This is a genomic window from Duganella dendranthematis, assembly GCF_012849375.1.
Lineage (GTDB): Bacteria > Pseudomonadota > Gammaproteobacteria > Burkholderiales > Burkholderiaceae_D > Rugamonas > Rugamonas dendranthematis.
This window is the reverse complement of record NZ_CP051684.1, coordinates 2488548-2505675: the sequence shown is the minus strand read 5'-3', so window position 1 is coordinate 2505675 and position 17128 is coordinate 2488548. Positions and strand designations below refer to the sequence as shown.

The 17128-nt window shown below is 62.8% G+C and carries 20 protein-coding genes and 1 tRNA gene; 12 read left to right on the top strand and 9 right to left on the bottom strand.

Features of this window, described 5'->3' with window-relative positions; translation table 11 throughout:
- Positions 1-4 precede the first annotated feature (4 nt).
- Together HH213_RS11570 and HH213_RS11565 are read left to right on the top strand one after the other, a co-directional pair.
- A complete protein-coding gene (locus tag HH213_RS11570) occupies positions 5-1258 on the top strand; it encodes a phenylacetate--CoA ligase family protein (RefSeq protein WP_174864406.1) in 1254 nt (417 codons plus the stop codon).
- Positions 1259-1295: 37 nt separating this feature from the next.
- A complete protein-coding gene (locus HH213_RS11565) occupies positions 1296-1865 on the top strand; it encodes a hypoxanthine-guanine phosphoribosyltransferase (RefSeq protein WP_169112343.1) in 570 nt (189 codons plus the stop codon).
- On the opposite strand, the gene HH213_RS11560 is transcribed toward HH213_RS11565, so the two are convergent.
- Both HH213_RS11560 and HH213_RS11555 read right to left on the bottom strand, forming a co-directional pair.
- Complete coding sequence (locus HH213_RS11560) at positions 1862-2356, bottom strand: hypothetical protein (protein WP_169112342.1); 495 nt, start codon at positions 2354-2356, stop codon at positions 1862-1864. The two genes, HH213_RS11565 and HH213_RS11560, sit on opposite strands and share 4 nt — an antisense overlap.
- Positions 2357-3049 (bottom strand): tetratricopeptide repeat protein, encoded by a 693-nt coding sequence (locus HH213_RS11555; protein WP_169112341.1) that lies wholly within the window; start codon positions 3047-3049, stop codon positions 2357-2359.
- Between the two features lie 68 nt (positions 3050-3117).
- Here HH213_RS11555 and HH213_RS11550 point away from each other — a divergent pair, with 68 nt between their 5' ends.
- Positions 3118-4233, top strand: coding sequence for a helix-turn-helix domain-containing protein (locus HH213_RS11550; RefSeq protein ID WP_169112340.1), 1116 nt, complete (start codon positions 3118-3120; stop codon positions 4231-4233).
- 77 nt (positions 4234-4310) lie between these two features.
- Positions 4311-5774: an amidohydrolase family protein gene (locus HH213_RS11545; RefSeq protein WP_169112339.1), complete on the top strand. Its 1464-nt coding sequence runs from the start codon at positions 4311-4313 to the stop codon at positions 5772-5774.
- On the opposite strand, the gene HH213_RS11540 is transcribed toward HH213_RS11545, so the two are convergent.
- The 3 genes from HH213_RS11540 to HH213_RS11530 all read right to left on the bottom strand — a co-directional run bounded on the left by HH213_RS11540 (position 5775) and on the right by HH213_RS11530 (position 7870).
- A complete protein-coding gene (locus tag HH213_RS11540; RefSeq protein ID WP_161043242.1) occupies positions 5775-6728 on the bottom strand; it encodes an NAD(P)H-dependent flavin oxidoreductase in 954 nt (317 codons plus the stop codon).
- A gap of 90 nt (positions 6729-6818) precedes the next feature.
- On the bottom strand, positions 6819-7727 hold the full coding sequence (locus HH213_RS11535) for an MBL fold metallo-hydrolase (RefSeq protein ID WP_169112338.1): 909 nt from the start codon (positions 7725-7727) through the stop codon (positions 6819-6821).
- Positions 7724-7870 carry a DUF1289 domain-containing protein gene (locus HH213_RS11530; RefSeq protein ID WP_229263402.1) on the bottom strand — a complete coding sequence of 49 codons (147 nt, stop codon included), beginning with the start codon at positions 7868-7870 and terminating at the stop codon, positions 7724-7726. The genes HH213_RS11535 and HH213_RS11530 overlap by 4 nt, the downstream gene beginning before the upstream one ends.
- Positions 7871-8027: 157 nt before the next feature.
- Between HH213_RS11530 and HH213_RS11525 the strand changes: the two genes are divergently transcribed.
- From HH213_RS11525 to HH213_RS30760, 3 genes are read left to right on the top strand one after another with little or no spacing between them, the layout of a single operon-like run.
- Positions 8028-8441, top strand: coding sequence for a ribbon-helix-helix domain-containing protein (locus HH213_RS11525; RefSeq protein WP_161043239.1), 414 nt, complete (start codon positions 8028-8030; stop codon positions 8439-8441).
- Between the two features lie 8 nt (positions 8442-8449).
- Positions 8450-9751 (top strand): extracellular catalytic domain type 1 short-chain-length polyhydroxyalkanoate depolymerase, encoded by a 1302-nt coding sequence (locus HH213_RS11520; protein WP_308494535.1) that lies wholly within the window; start codon positions 8450-8452, stop codon positions 9749-9751.
- Entirely contained in the window at positions 9751-9966 is a 216-nt protein-coding gene (locus HH213_RS30760; RefSeq protein WP_308494534.1) for a hypothetical protein, read from the top strand. Before HH213_RS11520 ends, HH213_RS30760 begins: the two co-directional genes overlap by 1 nt.
- A 121-nt stretch (positions 9967-10087) precedes the next feature.
- Here the strand turns inward: HH213_RS30760 and HH213_RS11510 are convergent, their stop codons facing one another.
- Positions 10088-10306 carry a cysteine-rich CWC family protein gene (locus HH213_RS11510; protein ID WP_169112337.1) on the bottom strand — a complete coding sequence of 73 codons (219 nt, stop codon included), beginning with the start codon at positions 10304-10306 and terminating at the stop codon, positions 10088-10090.
- Between the two features lie 114 nt (positions 10307-10420).
- Between HH213_RS11510 and argB the strand changes: the two genes are divergently transcribed.
- Together argB and HH213_RS11500 are read left to right on the top strand one after the other, a co-directional pair.
- Positions 10421-11347, top strand: a complete 927-nt coding sequence (argB, locus tag HH213_RS11505; RefSeq protein ID WP_110846081.1) for an acetylglutamate kinase — start codon at positions 10421-10423, stop codon at positions 11345-11347.
- A 47-nt stretch (positions 11348-11394) separates the two neighbouring features.
- Positions 11395-11469 (top strand) — tRNA-Thr (locus tag HH213_RS11500).
- Between the two features lie 38 nt (positions 11470-11507).
- Here HH213_RS11500 and HH213_RS11495 read toward each other — a convergent pair.
- Entirely contained in the window at positions 11508-12380 is an 873-nt protein-coding gene (locus HH213_RS11495; protein WP_229263401.1) for a TraB/GumN family protein, read from the bottom strand.
- Positions 12381-12446: 66 nt separating this feature from the next.
- Here HH213_RS11495 and HH213_RS11490 point away from each other — a divergent pair, with 66 nt between their 5' ends.
- Genes HH213_RS11490 through pabB form a run of 3 tightly spaced genes read left to right on the top strand, consistent with a single transcriptional unit; the run spans position 12447 to position 15655 of the window.
- Positions 12447-13172, top strand: coding sequence for an HAD-IA family hydrolase (locus tag HH213_RS11490; RefSeq protein WP_169112335.1), 726 nt, complete (start codon positions 12447-12449; stop codon positions 13170-13172).
- A gap of 30 nt (positions 13173-13202) precedes the next feature.
- On the top strand, positions 13203-13784 hold the full coding sequence (gene slmA / locus HH213_RS11485; RefSeq protein ID WP_110846078.1) for a nucleoid occlusion factor SlmA: 582 nt from the start codon (positions 13203-13205) through the stop codon (positions 13782-13784).
- A complete protein-coding gene (pabB, locus tag HH213_RS11480) occupies positions 13781-15655 on the top strand; it encodes an aminodeoxychorismate synthase component I (protein ID WP_169112334.1) in 1875 nt (624 codons plus the stop codon). Before slmA ends, pabB begins: the two co-directional genes overlap by 4 nt.
- An 82-nt stretch (positions 15656-15737) precedes the next feature.
- Here the strand turns inward: pabB and HH213_RS11475 are convergent, their stop codons facing one another.
- Both HH213_RS11475 and ftrA read right to left on the bottom strand, forming a co-directional pair.
- Positions 15738-16097, bottom strand: coding sequence for a DUF1428 domain-containing protein (locus HH213_RS11475; RefSeq protein ID WP_169112333.1), 360 nt, complete (start codon positions 16095-16097; stop codon positions 15738-15740).
- Positions 16098-16122: 25 nt separating this feature from the next.
- Positions 16123-17076 carry a transcriptional regulator FtrA gene (ftrA, locus tag HH213_RS11470; protein ID WP_169112332.1) on the bottom strand — a complete coding sequence of 318 codons (954 nt, stop codon included), beginning with the start codon at positions 17074-17076 and terminating at the stop codon, positions 16123-16125.
- Between the last annotated feature and the right edge of the window lie 52 nt (positions 17077-17128).

The following is a 17128-nucleotide window of genomic DNA, read 5'->3' as shown; positions in this document are numbered from 1 at the left end:
GGTTATGACCGATACCCTCGACAGCCTGGAAGCACGCCCGCCCGAACAGCGCGAACGCGATCTGATGGCGCGCCTGCCGCAATTGGTGGCGCGCGCCAAAGCGGCGGCGGGATGGTCGCGCATCCTGAAGGACGTCAATGCCGTGGACATCAACAGCCGCGCGGCGCTGGCCACGCTGCCGGTCACGCGAAAATCGGAGCTGCACGACCTGCAAACGCAGCATGCGCCGTTTGGCGGCTTGAATACCACGCCAGTCGGCCAGCTGGCGCGCGTGTACATTTCTCCCGGCCCCATCTTCGATCCTGAAGGACGCGGCCAGGACTGGTGGCGTTTCGCGCGGCCGATGTACGCGGCGGGCGTGCGCGCCGGCGGCCTGCTGCAGAACTGCTTCGCCTATCACTTCACGCCTGCGGCCTTCATGGTCGAAGGCGGCGCCGCGCGACTTGGTTGCGCGGTGATCCCGGCCGGCAGCGGCCAGACCGAGATGCAGGTGCAAGCCATCCACGCGCTGCGGCCGGACACCTATGTCGGCACGCCATCCTTCCTGAAGATCATCATCGAGAAGGCGCACGAGATGGGCGTGGACATCAGCAGCATCAGACATGCGCTGGTCAGCGCAGAGGCGCTGCCTGAATCGCTGCGCGCCTGGTTCGGCCAACATGGCTTGCCTGGCGTACTGCAGGTGTATGCGTCCGCCGATATTGGCAACATCGCCTACGAAACGTGCAGCGGAGGCGTGCGCGATCCGGGCATGGTGTTGGATGAAGACGTGATCCTGGAAATCGTCCGCCCCGGCAGCGGCGACCCGGTACCTGCGGGCGAAGTGGGCGAGGTGGTGGTCACCGTATTCAATCCGGACTACCCGCTGATCCGCTTTGCTACCGGCGACCTGTCCGCCATTTTGACCGATGCGCCGCCCTCGCCGTGCGGCCGCACCAACACCCGCATCAAAGGCTGGCTGGGCCGCGCCGACCAGACCACCAAGATCCGCGGCATGTTCGTGCATCCGTCGCAGGTACATGACATCACGCGCCGCCATCCGGAGATTGTGAAGGCGCGGCTGGTGGTCTCCGGCCGGGTCGCGCAGGAGGCGATGACGCTGCACTGCGAAGTCGCGGATCCCGCCAGCGCCAGCGGCGCGGAGATCATCGAATCGATCCGAAAACTGACCAAACTACGCGGCGAAGTGGCGTTTGTCGCCGTCGGCAGCCTGCCCAACGACGGCAAGGTAATCGCCGACGTGCGCGATTACCAGTAAAATATCGTCCTTCACACGTTTGTTTAATAAAAAGACCATGCAAGACTTCCACCACAACCGCGCCCGCGCCCTGATGGAGAGCGCCGAAGAACTGTACACCAAGCACGACGTCGATACCGCCGTCACCGCGATGGCCAACACGCTCAACGCCCGCTACGACCAACCGGACAGCGAAGAATTCCCGCTGGTGCTGGGCGTGATGGGCGGCGCCGTGGTCTTCACCGGCAACCTGCTGCCGCAGCTGACCTTCCCGCTCGAATTCGACTACATCCACGTCAGCCGCTACGGCGACGAAGACAAAGGCGGCGAAGTAGTCTGGAAAGTGGTGCCGCGCTCAAACGTCAGCGGCCGCACCGTGATCGTGCTGGACGATATTCTGGACGAAGGCGAAACGCTGGCCCACGTTAAACAGCGCCTGCTGGACATGGGCGCCAAGGAAGTGATCCTGGCGGTGTTTGCCGACAAAGCCATCGGCAAGGCCAAGCCGGTGCAGGCCGATATCGTCGGCATCACCATCCCTAACCGCTTCGTGGTCGGCTTCGGCATGGACGCTTACGGCTACTGGCGCAACCTGCCGGGCCTGTGGGCGATCAATAACCCAGGCTAAGGACGCAGCGCGTAGGTATTGACGAATTTGCGGATGCCGTTCGGGTTGGCTTTTTTCCACGCTTCGAATTCAGCGCGCCACGATTCCCGGTACTGCAACAGCATCAGCCCCGTCTCCAGCTGGTTGGCCTTGGCCAGCATGCGGATGTTCAGCAGCGCGGGGTCCTGGATATCCTGGCCGCCGTTGGCCACCACTTCGTCAATTACCTGCAGCGCCGAACGCCACGACGCCACTTCAATCGCAAACGGCTGGTCGGCGACTTTGTCCTGCAGGTTCCTCTGGCGCGCATTCACTTCAAACGTGGCATAAGCCAGCCACATCGCGCCATCGGCCACCATTTTGCCGTTGTTGCCACTGAATTCGGAGTCCAGATTGATGACGAACTTGCCGTTGGCATCCAGCTTCACGCTGGCCTTGCGCTGGAGGTGCAGCGCGGTCATCGGGTAACCCACCTTGCTGCGCAACGCCGCCAGCTTGTCCCAGGTCGGCAACTAGTTCGGCTGCGCCGCGATGCCGCTGAACAGCGCCGCCTCCGCTGCATTCAACTTTTGCTGCCACTGCAACGCATCCGACAGGAAGCGCCAGGCCTGGCCGTTGAGCGGTTCAATCTCGGTCGCTTTGCGGAAATGCTCCTCGGCCTCCGGCCATTTTTTCTGCACAAAGAAACTATCGCCGGCGTTCACCTCCGCGGTGGAATACAAGGGATCCAGCCGCGCCGATTCCTCATATTTGACCAGCGCTTCAGCCGGCTTACCCGCCTGGAACAATACCTCGCCTTCCTGCATGGCCTTCCAGGCGGCCGGGGTCGGCACGTGCAGCGGCGCTGGTCTATCCTCCAACAAGACGCGCAGCACTTCCTGCGCCAGCGGATCATCCGGGCCCAGCGTCAGCGCCTGGCGCGCCACCGATTCGGACTGCTGGCGCAGCCGCATCCTGGCGTCACCCTGTGCCTGCGACGCCGCCGCCATCAGCACATTGGCAATCCCGGACAAGGGCTCCGACGCGGTGGGGTCGGCCTTGGCCGCCTCCTGGTACTTGGCGATGGCGTCCTTGTATTTGCCTTGCGCAAACAACGACGTCCCTTCCTGCTGCAACGGCGCCGCAGCCGCGTTCGGCTTTACGGACGCCTGGCTGGCTGCGCACACCAGCGCCAACAACAGAGATGCTGAACGTACAGTTTTCATCGTTATCCTCCGCAATGTTGAGTGAATTGTAATTGCTTTGGATTGCTAAAAATGTCAGGATTTGTATCATGGTGAATACAATTGCTTCCTGGCTGTTCCTCGCCGCCATTGCCCAGGCGGTTTTTCTGAGCATCGCGCTGCTCAACCCGCGCCAACCCGAAATGCGCACGGCAAACCGGCTGCTGTCGGCGCTGCTGCTGATTTTTTCAGCAATCATTGGCCATGCGTGGCTGGGGCTGAATCATCTGTACCGCGTCTATCCGCACAGCGCGCTGGCCATCGTCACGCTGGGGCTGGCGGTGGGGCCGCTGCTGTACCTTTACTTGCACGCGATGCTGTCCGACCAGCCGCTTGGCCGCCGCGCCTGGCTGCATTTCATTCCGTTTGCGGTCGCCACGCTCGGCATGATGCCTTTCTACTTGCGCTCGGCTGACGAAAAACTGGCCTGGATGCGCCAGTGGCACGGTTGGCCCTGGTATCTCGGACTGGCGGCGGTGGCCAAGCTGGTGATCCTGCTCCTTTACCTGCGCGCCAGTGTCCGCCTGGTCCGACGAGTGCCGGCCGATTCGGAACTGGTGGGCGACCTGCGCCGGCTCATGCGCCTGTGGCTCGCGAGCGGAGCGCTGAGCGTGATTGCGGTAGCGATGGCCGCGTTCGACATCGACTGGCCGCTGTCTGTGGAAATGGTAGACGGCGGCGCCCTGATCGTGTTCGTCTTCGCCACCGCCTATACGGCGATGCGCCTGCCGCTTGGCTACCGTCCACGCACGCTGCCGCCGGCGCCGGTTCCTGCGCCTAAACCGCGCTACGCCGACAAACAGTTATCCGCAGCCGATCGGGATGCCTTCCTGGCCCGCCTGCAAACCTGCATGGAGCAGGATCAGCCCTACCGCAACGGCGAACTGAAGCTGGAAGACCTGGCCGCGCAGGTGGCCATGACGCCACACGAGCTTTCCCAGCTGATCAATGAACATTGCGGCGCCAATTTCGCCGACTACCTCAACCGCTACCGCGTCGAGGCCCTGAAAACCGCGCTGCACGACCCGCAACTGGCAGGCACCAGCATTCTCGACTTATCGCTGATCGCAGGATTTAACAGTAAAAGCGCGATGAACCGCACATTTAAAAAATTCACCGGCGTCACGCCGGGCGAATTCCGCGACCAGGCCAACACCGCCGCCTAGCGCGTGCCAAATCATCATTTGCGACGAAAACCACGGCGTGGCACGGCAGACTGGGGCATCACAACAAGGAGCCCAGCATGAAATTGCCTCACCTGATCGCCAACCTGATGATTTGCGCACCGGCCATGGCCGGCCAGACGTGGATCACCAACGTCAAACTGATCTCGCCGGAAAAACTGGATCGCATCGAAAGCGGCAGCGTGCTGATCGATAACGATCGCATTGTCCGCGTCGAGCGCGGTTCCGGCGGCAAAACACCGGCCGGCGCCACCCGCGTCGACGGCAAGGGCTACTATTTAACGCCCGGCCTGATCGACTCTCACGTCCACCTGTTTGCCGTGCCCGGCATGAGCTTCGAGCAGGCCGACCACATGCAAACCATGGCCAAGGAATATTTCGCGCAAATGCCGCGCTCCTATCTCTACTACGGCTACACCACCGTGATCGACCTGGCCGCCGGCAGCCGCGAATTCATCGACCGCGTCAAAGCCATGCCGCGTCATCCGGACATCTACGACTGCGGCCCACCGCTGGTATTCGCCAACGGCTACCCATCGTCGTACACGCCGCCAGCCTACCGCTTTGAAGTATTTTCCAATTTCATTTACGACCCCGCCCAGGCCGACAAGATTCCCGCCCGCTACAAGCCGGAGGACTACACCCCAGCCAAAGGCGTGGCCCGCGCTAAAAAGGACGGCGCCATCTGCGTCAAAACCCACTACGAACACGGTTTCGGCGCTCAGCGCAACCTGCCGGTGATGAGTCCGGCCGTCTACGGCGAGGTCCGCGCGGCGGCAACCAAGGATGGCCTGACGCTGGTGACGCACGGGAATTCCTTTGAGGCGCAGACCTTCGCCGTCAACGGTGGCGTCGACGTGCTGGCCCACGGCATGTGGCACTGGGGTACGCTGAACAATTCGCCGGAGTTACCAGACGAAATCAAGCAGTTGCTGGATAAAGTCGTCGAACGCAATATCGGCTACCAGCCGACCATGCAGGTGCTGTACGGCCTGCGCGCCTATGTCGATCCGGAATATCTGAACACACCGGTACTGTCCAAGCTGCTGCCGCCAACCATGCTGGCCTGGCTGAAGACGCCGGAAGGCAACTGGTTCAAGGAAGAAGTGGCGGAAGAAGGGGAAACCGACGAGACAGTCCGCAAGAATATGGAATCGCCGCTGCGCCGCCAGCGCCAGGTGGTTGCCTATTTAGCGAGCAAGAATGCGAATTTCCTGTTTGCCACCGATACGCCGTCCTCGCCCACCTACGGCAATATTCCGGGTCTGAACGGCTATCTGGAGATGCAGGACTTGCGCAGCGCCGGCCTGTCATTGGCGCAGCTATTCAAGGCGGCGACCATCAACAATGCCCGCGCCTTCCATCTTGAAAACGACCTGGGCAGCATCGAGCCGGGAAAGGTGGCCAATCTGGTGCTGATGAAGGAGTCGCCGCTGCAAGACGTCCGTGCCTACGATACGGTAGACACGGTCTGGGTACGCGGCAAGCCGATGGCGCGCGAAAGCCTCGCCGTCGGCCAGTAATTACAGCGCGAGGCGGGCGCGGGCGGCGTCGTACTCGCGCTTCAGGCGTTCGACCATCTCGGCGGTCGATGGAATGTCGTCCATCAGGCCCACGCCCTGGCCGGCGCCCCAGATGTCGCGCCAGGCTTTGGCGCTGCTGGAACCGAAGTTCATCGCGGTCTTGTCGGCAGTCGGCAGCGCGTCCGGATCGAGGCCGGCGGCGACGATGGATTTTTTCAGGTAATTACCGTGAACGCCGGTGAACAGATTCGAATAGATGATATCCGCCGCCGTGGATTCGACAATCGCCTCGCGGTAGCCGTCGCTGACATTGGATTCCTTGGTCGCCAGCCAGCGCGAACCGATGTAGGCAAAGTCGGCGCCCATGGCCTGGGCCGCCAGGATGGCGTCGCCGGTGGCGATCGAGCCGGACAGTGCAATCGGACCTTTGAAGAACTTGCGCACTTCACCCACCAGCGCAAACGGCGACAGCGTGCCGGCGTGGCCGCCGGCGCCGCTGGCCACCAGGATCAGGCCGTCAACGCCCGCTTCCAGCGCTTTTTCAGCGTGGCGGATCGAGACGATGTCGTGCAACACGATGCCGCCATAGCTGTGGATCGCATCCAGCATCTCTTTCGGCGGCGCGCGCAGCGACGAGATGATGATAGGAATCTGGTGCTTCACGCACACTTCGACGTCATGCGCCAGGCGGTCGTTGGACTGGTGGACGATCTGGTTGACGGCGATCGGGCCAACGCGCTTGTCCGGGTTGGCGGCCTGGAACTCGGCCAGCTCCTTTTGCAGATCGGTCAGCCACACATCCAGCATCTCGGCCGGACGCGCGTTCAGCGCCGGGAACGAGCCGACGATGCCGGCCTTGCACTGGGCCGCCACCAGCGCCGGTCCACTGGCGATGAACATCGGGGATGCGATGACGGGAAGGGTGAGGTTTTGCAGGACTGCAGGCAAGGTCATGGCGTACTCGCTGACGTGAATTAATCGGTGCCAACGATTATAGATCGGAAATAGTACGATCGTGCCGAAACTAGATCCACCCCTCTACATTTATTCATTAAGTAAGTACTCACCATCGACACGAGCCGCAGTACTGCGTACTAGCTGGCTGGCGGCCCATCGGCCGAGCTCTTCCGGCGTCTGCTTGAGGAAGTTGTTATTGGCGGCAGCAAACACCGGCATTGACGTCAGCAGCACCGGCACGTCGGTCAGCGCAATCCGCTGGCGCTCCAGCAACAAAAACTTGAGCAGCACCTTCAGCGCATTCTGCGCGTTGCGTACCGGATCGGCGGCCAGGTATTCCAGCCGTGACCGCGCGCGCGCCAGTGCGCCGGCCACATCGGTGAATGGCGCGCCGTGGCCGGGAATCGCCACCCGCACGTCCAGCCCGGCGATCAGGTCCAGCGTGGCGCGCTCTTCGGCAAAGCCGGACTCGCCTTCCAGCTCGGGGAAGATGACGCCGAAGCCGTTTTCCCACAGCGCATCGGCGGATACCAGCACCTTTTCTTGCGGACAGTAAAAAATCAGCGAATGCGGGTCGTGGCCGGGGGCGCCCAGCGCCTGCCATTCCATGTCGGCCAGCGTCAGCACGTCGCCGGGGGCGATGGTGGCGTCGAAGGTGAAGCGGTCGCAGCGCTGGCCGGTGGCCTTGAAACTCAGCGCCTCCACGTCCCAGTGCCGCACCTTGTCGGCTTCCGCCACCGGAATCGAGGTCTGGCAGCCGAAGTGGGCCTGCAGGATGGCGTTGCCGCCGCAGTGGTCGGAATGCAGGTGGGTGTTGAGAATCTGGTCCAGATGGCGGCCGCGCAGCACGTGGCGCACCAGTTCCAGCGTCTGCGGCGCATGGCTGACGTAGCCGGTATCGATAATCGCCGTATCGTGGCGGCCCAACAACATGATGTTGTTGGACGACAGCCAGCCCCGTTCCAGCACCTGTATCGCATCCGGCAGCACGCTCATAGCTCCTCGTCGTCGAAACGGAGGGTTTGCCGCCGCACCGGCAATTCCGCCCACACGGCGCGTTTGTAGTCGTCGTCGGCCTTCCCCCAGGCGATGATTTCGTCGATGGTCCGCAGGCAGCCCATGCAATATTGCCGTTCCATGTCCATCTTGCACAGGCTGACACACGGGGACGGCACCGGCGCGGCGATTAAGTTAGTTGCATCACTCATGGCCCCATTATGCCGTGAAGCCGCTTGACTTGGGGGCGCATCGGCGTAGACTTACCATCCATATAGATGGTAATCAGATGGAGACACTGTGGCCAAGCAAGAAATCAAGCTGAAGACTGCCGAATCAGAAAAAATCACCATCAATCTGGGCCCGATCGACTTAGGACAGATTGACCTGCTGGTACAGGAAGGGTTTTACTCGAACCGTACCGATCTGATACGCACGGCAATCCGCAATCAGCTGAACCAGCACGCCGAGGTGGTCAAGCAGACCGTGGCGCGCAAGAGCCTGGTACTGGGCATGCAGCACTACTCACGCGCCGACCTGGAAGCAATCCAGGCGGCCGGACAGCGGCTGCAAATCCAGGTACTGGGCCTGGCCAGCATCGCCAGCGACGTTTCGGTCGAACTGGCGCTGGCGACAATCGAATCCATTTTTGTACTCGGCTCGCTGCACGCCAGCACGGTTCTCAAGACTGCACTGGCGACGCGCATCCACTAAGGAGTGCCATGAAACTCAATTTTTTAACGCAAATGCGCGAAGCTGCGCAACAGATACTGCACAAAGGCGTTCACCTGCATCGCCCGGCCGCCAAGCCGACCATGCGCGATATTAACCCGCCGCCGCCAAACGCAGCGCCGTCCACGCCGGAGCCGGAAGCGGCGCCGGCGCGCGGCCAGGCGCCGAATCCGGCCACGCATCCGGCCGAGTACGCGCAGGACATGCTCAACCGCATGGGCATCAAGCTCGATTTGCAGGCCAATCTGGACCGCGCCATTGATCTGGGTTCGCTGCATTCGCCCGCCTCGGCGCCAATGCCGGAAGGCGCGCAATTTATCCGCAGCAGCTACAGCAACCACGCCGGCATGCGCAACTACAAGCTGTACATTCCGTCCAGCTATCACGGCCAGACGATGCCGCTGCTGGTGATGCTGCACGGCTGCACGCAGAATCCGGACGACTTCGCCGCCGGCACGCAGATGAATCAGGTGGCGGAGGAAATGGGCTTTTTCGTGGCCTATCCAGAACAGCCGGCCAACGCCAATCACTCCAAGTGCTGGAACTGGTTCAACGCCATCGACCAGCAGCGCGGACAGGGCGAGCCGTCCATCATTGCCGGCATTGCGAAGCAGATCATCGACGAGTACCCGGTCAATGACCGCCAGGTATATGTGGCGGGCTTGTCGGCCGGCGGCGCCATGGCGGTGATTGTCGGCACGCTGTATCCGGAATTGTTTGCGGCGGTGGGCGTGCACTCGGGATTGCCGTTTGCGTCGGCACAGGATTTGCCGTCGGCATTGTCGGCCATGAAGCGCGGCGCCAAGAGCGCGGGCAAGGCCGGCGACGGGTCGCAGCCGATTATCGTGTTTCATGGCGACAGCGACACCACCGTCAATCCGCGCAATGGCGAGCAGGTAATTGAACAGCGATTGCATCACCATCGGGGAGCGCGGCCGTCGGTGCAGTCGGGCGCGGTGCCGAATGGCTACCGCTATACGCAAACCACGCACACCAAGCCGGACGGCACGCCGCTGGGCGAACACTGGGTAGTCCACGGCGCCGGCCACGCCTGGTCGGGCGGCAGCGCCTCGGGCAGCTACACCGACGCCAAAGGCCCGACGCCAGCCGCGAAATGCTGCGCTTTTTCAGCACGGTGGCCTGATCAGATAGCGCCGGCAACCCGTAAGATCAGGCCCACGACCGTGACCACGTTAGTAATCATCAGCCCAGCCATCCAGAACACCAGCCTGTCGATTCGGTTGCTCAGGTGGTCGATCCGATTGCTCAGTTGGTCGAATCGATTATTCTGATGCTCGATTCGCTGATCCTGGCGATCTATCGAGTGTTCGAGTTGTTCCGCCGTAGTTGCCAGCAAACGCTCAAACCTTCCCGCTGTCGTTGCTGCGGATTGATCGATGCGGGCCATTGTTTCTTTTCGGACGTCATCGATCCTGTCACGCAGGGAGGCAAACTCAGCCATCATGGCCTGATGCTGTGCTTCCTGTGCGCGTTGCAAGGACAGTAGCGCGCTGGTGACGTTGTCCATTTGGGTCTCCAGCCGCACGATGCGGGCGATGTGGCCATCGTCTGCCGCGCCACCTGGGTTGTCAAGCGAGGTCTGGTTCATGTCAGCGCTCCCGATGGGGTTATGCGCTATTGTCTGGGGCTGCTGCCGGGGGCGTTTGAGGGTGATCAATGATGTGCTGGCGCAGGCAGTCCGGGCACCAGCAACTGGCGCCGGCGGCCGACGGCACCGGCAGCGCGGCCGGCAGATAAGTGCACCAGCACGGTGGCGCGGGCACGGCGGGATCGGCGTCCTGCATGGCGCAGGAGAACTGCGCGCCGCAGCGGGAACAGGTACTCATGGCTTCAGCGTATCGGAGCTTCCGGGAAATTACAACCGGATGGCCCTATAATGCGTGCTTGAGTGCAGCCAGAGGCTGTAAAATTGCGCCCAAATTCTTCTTACCGGAATCGCCATGACCCAACTGACCAATCTGAACCTAGGCAATGACGCCGACGACCTGACCGCTGTTGAACCACGGATCAAGGCGCAAATTCTGGCTGAAGCGCTTCCTTACATCCGTAATTACCACGGTAAAACCATCGTCATCAAATACGGCGGCAACGCCATGACCGACGAACGCCTGAAGCACGGCTTCGCCCGCGATGTCATTTTGCTCAAACTGGTCGGCATGAATCCGGTCGTGGTGCACGGCGGCGGTCCGCAGATCGACAACGCGCTGAAGAAAATCGGCAAGCAAGGCACTTTCGTGCAGGGCATGCGCATCACCGACGAAGAAACCATGGAAGTGGTGGAGTGGGTGCTGGGCGGCGAAGTCCAGCAGGACATCGTGATGTTGATTAATCACTACGGCGGCCAGGCAGTCGGGCTGACCGGCAAGGATGGCGGCCTGATCCGCGCTCGCAAGATGGCCATGCCGGATAAAGAAAATCCGGGCCAGACGCTGGACATCGGCTTCGTCGGCGAAATCGAAGCGATCAACCCGGCAGTCGTGAAAGCGCTGCAGGACGACGCCTTCATCCCGATCATCTCGCCGATCGGTTTCGGCCAGGACGGCCAGGCCTACAACATCAACGCCGACGTCGTCGCCGGCAAGATCGCGGAAATCCTGAAAGCCGAAAAGCTGATCATGATGACCAACATCGCCGGCGTGCAGGACAAGCAGGGCAATCTGGTGACCGACCTGTCGGCGCGCGAAATCGACGAGATGTTCGCCGATGGCACGATTTCGGGCGGCATGCTGCCTAAAATTTCATCAGCCCTGGATGCGGCCAAGTCCGGCGTCAATACCGTGCACATCATTGATGGACGAATTGAGCATTCTTTGTTGCTCGAAGTCTTGACCGAACAAGCATTTGGCACTATGATCCGGTCTCACTGAAAAAAAGGCGGTCTCGCCGGCAGTCGGTGAAACCGCCACATTTGTATGCCCTTTTAGCTCAGTGGTAGAGCACTCCCTTGGTAAGGGAGAGGCCACGTGTTCAATCCACGTAAAGGGCACCACTTCTCGCAGCACCCTCCCCCCTGCAGTTAGCTCCCTCCTAGTACATCCGTTCCACACTCAATCCGCGTTTGCGCAGCAACTCCGGTACGCTTCCTTTGCCGACCAGGTGCAACACGCCAATCGCCGCCACACTGTTGTTTTCACGCGCCATCAATTTGACCATGCCGTCGGCCAGCGCTGGATTGCGACCATCCAGCAACTCCTTCTGCACAAAGCGGCCCGAGAAGGTGTCGTCCTGCTCCGCCTTCAGCGCCAGCGCATCGAGCGCCTTCACGTCGGCATGACGCCACGCCTCGGCGATTTCGCGCGCCTGATCGGCCTGCTCTTTATCCTCGATACCGGCGATGGCTTCCTGCAGGAACACCAGTTGCTCGGCCGCCGTCATCTTGTCGAACAATGACATCTGGCTGTCCGCCGATTCCAGCTCGACTACTTTCTGGCCGGCCTCGTGCGCCTGCTGCGACAGATGCGCATCCACCGCCAGCGCGGCGTCGTAGCCCTGCGCCGCAAACTCGCTGACCGTCAGCACGCTGGCCAGCAGCCACGGCTTCATCGACGCCACCGTTTCCGGCGCGATGTTGTACTGCTTGAGCAGCCTGGCCAGGCGCGTACGCCATTCCGGCGTCAGGCCCGAGCTGCCCTTGGCGCTCATGCCGTACTGCTGCACCGCACGCGCGAGTTTTTGCTGATCGGCCAACGGATCGATTTCCAGCGCCAGCACCGGCGCTTTTTTCAGCAGCCCGGCCAGGCGCGGCTCCAGCGGATAAAAATCCTTGGCGCCGACATGGATGGTGCCGAACAAATACAGCGTGTGGCCATTCTGCTGTACCTTGAACAGCGCGCCGCGGTTGGGCGTGACGTTTGGCGCCGCGCCCTGCTCGGCCGCAACCGCCGGACCGAGGGCAAACAAGAACAAACTACAGAACAACACTATAATCTGGCGGCGCATTCGTGACCTTTTACTGATAGAGATGACGTGAATATTACTCGCTCCACACCCGTCTGGCTGTTTGATCTTGATAACACCCTGCACAACGCCTCGCACGCCATCTTCCCGGCCATCATGTCGGGCATGAACGCGTATCTGGCGCGGTTGCTGGGCGACGGCGTCACGCCCGCCAGCGACGAGCTGGTGAACGCCACCCGCACCCGCTACTGGCAGCGCTACGGCGCCACCACGCTGGGCGTGGTCAAGCACCACGGCGTCAAGGCCGCGCACTTCCTGGAAGAGACCCACCGCTTCGACGACCTCAACGCCATGATCCGCGCCGAGCGCGGACTGCGCCAGCTGCTGCGCCGCCTGCCAGGCCGCAAAATCTTGCTGACCAATGCGCCGCACCGCTACTCGTCGCAAGTGCTGCGCCATCTGGGCTTGCAGCGCCACTTCCAGCACCACATCGCGGTGGAAGCGATGACGGTACACCGCCACATGCGGCCCAAGCCGTCGAAGCTGATGCTGCAGCGGCTGATGCGCCGCCATCAGCTCACGCCGGGCCGCTGCATCCTGGTGGAAGACACGCTGGCCAACCTGCGCAGCGCGCACCAGCTGGGCATGCGTACCGCGTGGATCACGCAATACCTGACCATCGGCGACACAGCCGGCCTGGCCCATCCACAAAAACGACTGATTCGCCCCGCTTATGTCGATGTCAAAGTAAAATCTGTCAGGAACCTGCCGTCACGCCTGCACCAGTTGCGCTGACCCTCCCTTTTATTTAACCCGCGAGATCATATGGCAAGCACACCGCCGGGCCAGCGCCGTTTGCAAATTCTCCAGGCGCTGGCGGAGATGCTGGAACAACCCAAGGGCGACAAGATCACCACCGCTGCGCTGGCGCGCAAGCTGGCGTTTTCCGAAGCGGCCCTGTACCGGCATTTCGCCAGCAAGGCGCAGATGTTCGAGGGCCTGATCGAGTTCATCGAATCGAGCGTGTTCGGCCTGATCAACCAGATCGCCGAGCGCCAGGAAGACGGCATGGCGCAGGCGCGCGACATCGTCGCCATGCTGCTCAACTTCGCCAGCCAGAATCCCGGCATGACGCGGGTGCTGATCGGCGAAGCACTGGTCAATGAAGACGAGCGCCTGCAGCTGCGCATGAACCAATTCTATGACCGCGTGGAGCTGGCGCTGAAGCAGGCCTTGCGCCTCGCCGCCAGCGAGGGCCAGGCGCACGAAGCCGACGCCACCGCGCGCGCGGCGATGCTGACCAGCTTCGTCATCGGCCGCTGGCACCGTTACGCCAAGAGCGGCTTCAAAAACAATCCGTCGCAGGATGCGGCGCTGCACATCACACTGTTGTTATCGTCAGTATGAACACCGAAGTATTCGCCCTGCTGGATGACGCCAGCCCGGAAGCCATCCAGGCTGGCGGCCGTTCGCGCCTATACACCGGCCATCGCGCCACGCTGCGTTGCGACGACATCGCCCAGTGGCCGCAACTGCTGGCGCAAATGCAGGAAGCGCTGGCGCGCGGCGAATACGCGGTCACCGTATGCAGCTACGAATTGGGCGAAGCACTGCTGGCGTTGCGCACCGACGACGCGCCGCCACGTGCCGCGCACAGCGTACCGCTGGCGCAGATCCTGCTGTTCAGTGACTGCGCACTGCTGTCGGCCGCGCAGGTCGGCGACTGGCTGGCGGCGCGCTCGTTCCCGATCGACCGGCCGGCCGGCATCGCCAACATCCGGCCGAACATCGATCAGCAAGCCTTTAGCGCGGCGCTGGCGCGCATCCACGACTATATTGCGGCCGGCGACACCTACCAGGTCAATTACACGTACAGGCTGCGTTTTGATGCGTTTGGCGGCATCCATGCGCTGTACGCGCGCCTGCGCGGCCGCCAGCCCGTCCCTTACGGCGCATTGATCGCGCTGGACGACGGCAGCGCCGTGCTGTCGCTGTCGCCCGAACTGTTCGTGCTACACAGCGGCGGCATGCTGACCGCGCGGCCGATGAAAGGCACGGCGCCCGCCGCACCAGCGGCGCAGCAAGCGGAAAACATCCTGCGCGCCACCAACCTCGCTGCCGATCCCAAGAACCGCGCCGAGAACCTGATGATCGTCGACCTGCTGCGCAACGACATCGCGCGCGTGGCCGTCACCGGCAGCGTGGAAGTGCCGGCGCTGTTTGACGTGCAGCGCTACACCAGCGTGCTGCAGATGACCTCCACCATCACCGCGCAGCTGCGCGACGACGCCACGCTGCACGACATTTTTGATGCGCTGTATCCCTGCGGCTCGATCACCGGCGCGCCCAAGCGCCGCACCATGGAAATCATCCGCGAACTGGAACCGGACGCGCGCGGCATCTACACCGGCGCCATCGGCTGGTTCGATCCTCGCAAGGATAGCGACGGCGGCAAGGTCGGCGACTTCTGCATGTCGGTACCGATCCGCACGCTGACCTTGCAGCCGCAAGGCGCGGACGGCGTGCGCCACGGCGAAATGGGCGTCGGCGCCGGCATCGTCTTCGACAGCGACGCCAGCGACGAATACGCCGAGTGCAAACTCAAGGCACGCTTCCTCACCGGCCTGCAAAACGATTTCGAGATTTTCGAAACCATGCGCGCCACGCCAGCCGGCGGCGTACGCCATCGCGAGCGCCACCTGCAACGGCTGGCCGCATCTGCCGCCTACTTCGGCTTCCCTTGGGATGTAAAGGCGGCGGATGCCTATCTGGATACCGCCTGCGCCATGCTGGAGCCGCAGCACGCGGCCTATCGCCTGCGCCTGGCCCTCAGTCCGTCCGGCGCCTTCTCGGTGCAGCACGCGCCGCTGTCGCCGCTGGCCGAACCGGTGCGCGTGCTGCTGGCAGAAGACAACACCAGCAGCGGCGACCTGTTCCTGCGCCACAAAACCAGCATCCGCCAGCGCTACGACGCCGCCTGGCGCGACGCCGAAGCCCAAGGCGCATTCGATACCCTGTTCTTCAACGAACGCGGCGAACTGACCGAGGGCGGCCGCAGCAACGTCTTCGTCCGCATCGATGGCCGCTGGCTGACGCCGCCACTGAGCGCCGGCGTGCTGCCAGGCGTAATGCGCGGTGTGTTGCTGGACGATCCAGACTGGCAGGCGGGCGAATCCGTCATCACGCGCGCAATGCTGGACACTGCCGACGACATCATCCTCTGCAACGCCCTGCGCGGCGTGCTACGCGTCGTCAGAACTCCGAACGAAAGGGTCTGACCCGCGGGGTCAGACCCCGGCGCAGCGGTGTGCGGGTTGAACAGGTGCGGCACGTTGACAGCGGCCAGCAGCGTCAAACCCTCTACAGGTCGATCATCATCTCGAAGCCGCCATAGATCATGCGCTTGGCGTCGAACGGCATGTTGGCCGGGTCCATGAACGCGCGCACGCGCGGATCTTTCATGACCTTGTCGTTGATCTCGTCGCGTTTGGCGCGCGATTCGTAGACAATCCAGGAAAACACCACCACTTCGCCTTCCTCCAGCATCACACTTTGCGGGAAAGAGGTCAGCTTGCCGGGTGGCGCATCGTCGGCCATTGTCTCGCGGAATTCCAGCGCGCCAAGTTCCCTCCACACGGCGCCGCATTCGCGCGACATTTTCTTGTACGCCTCAAGCTTGTCCTTGGGCACCGGGACCACAAAACCGTCTACATAGGCCATGACTGTCTCCCAGAAAGTGAGACGGTTAGCGTAGCACGAAGCGTTTGCGGTAAGCGCCCGGTGTCGTCGCGGCAAGACGGCGGAAGTGGTGGCGCAGCGATTCTTCCGAGCCGAAACCGGCGCGCTCGGCGATCTGCGTCAGCGGCACATCGGGGTCTTCCAGCATCTCCTTGACGATGGCAACGCGTTCGCGGATCAACCATTCCACCGGGCCGAAGCCGGTAGCCTGCTGGAACTGGCGCTGCAAGGTGCGCGGACTCATGGCCGCGCGCTCGGCCATGCTGGCCACCGTGTGCGGCTGTGCCGGATGGCTGCGCAGCCAGTCCAGCAACTTGGACAAGCGTCCCTGCTCGCCCTGCGCCATGGGACGCGGCAGGAATTGCGCCTGCCCGCCTTCGCGATGCGGCGCCACCACCAGCCGCTGAGCCACCAGGTTGCCGACCTTGGCGCCATGGTCGCGCCGCACCAGGTGCAGCAGCATGTCCAGCCCGGCGGCCGAGCCGGCGGCGGTGATCACCTGGCCGTTATCCACATACAGATGGTCGGGCTGCACGTCGATCAGTGGATAACGTTGCGCCAGCCGCTCGGCGTAGCGCCAGTGGGTGGTGGCGCGCTGGCCGTCCAGCAGACCGGCGGCGGCCAGCACGAATACGCCCGAGCAGATCGAACACAAACGCGCGCCGCGCGCGTGGGCGGCGCGCAGCCAGTCCAGCAGTTGCGGCGGCGGCAATTCGTCGGCATCGCGCCAGCCGGGGATGATGATGGTGTCCGCCAGCGCCAGCAATTCCGGCGCATACGGCGCCTGCACCGTGATGCCGCCGGCCGCGCGGATCGGCCCCTGCTCGACGGCGCAGACCGCGAAGTCGTACCAGTCAACGTCCAGTTCCGGACGCTCCAGCGCAAACAGTTCGACCGTGCAGCCAAACTCAAATGTGCACAGGCGATCGTACGCCAGCGCCACCACCAGATGTTTTTTCATGGCGTAATCTTACCGGATAATGGCCTGTGCGCCACTTCTGGCGGTAGCGGTG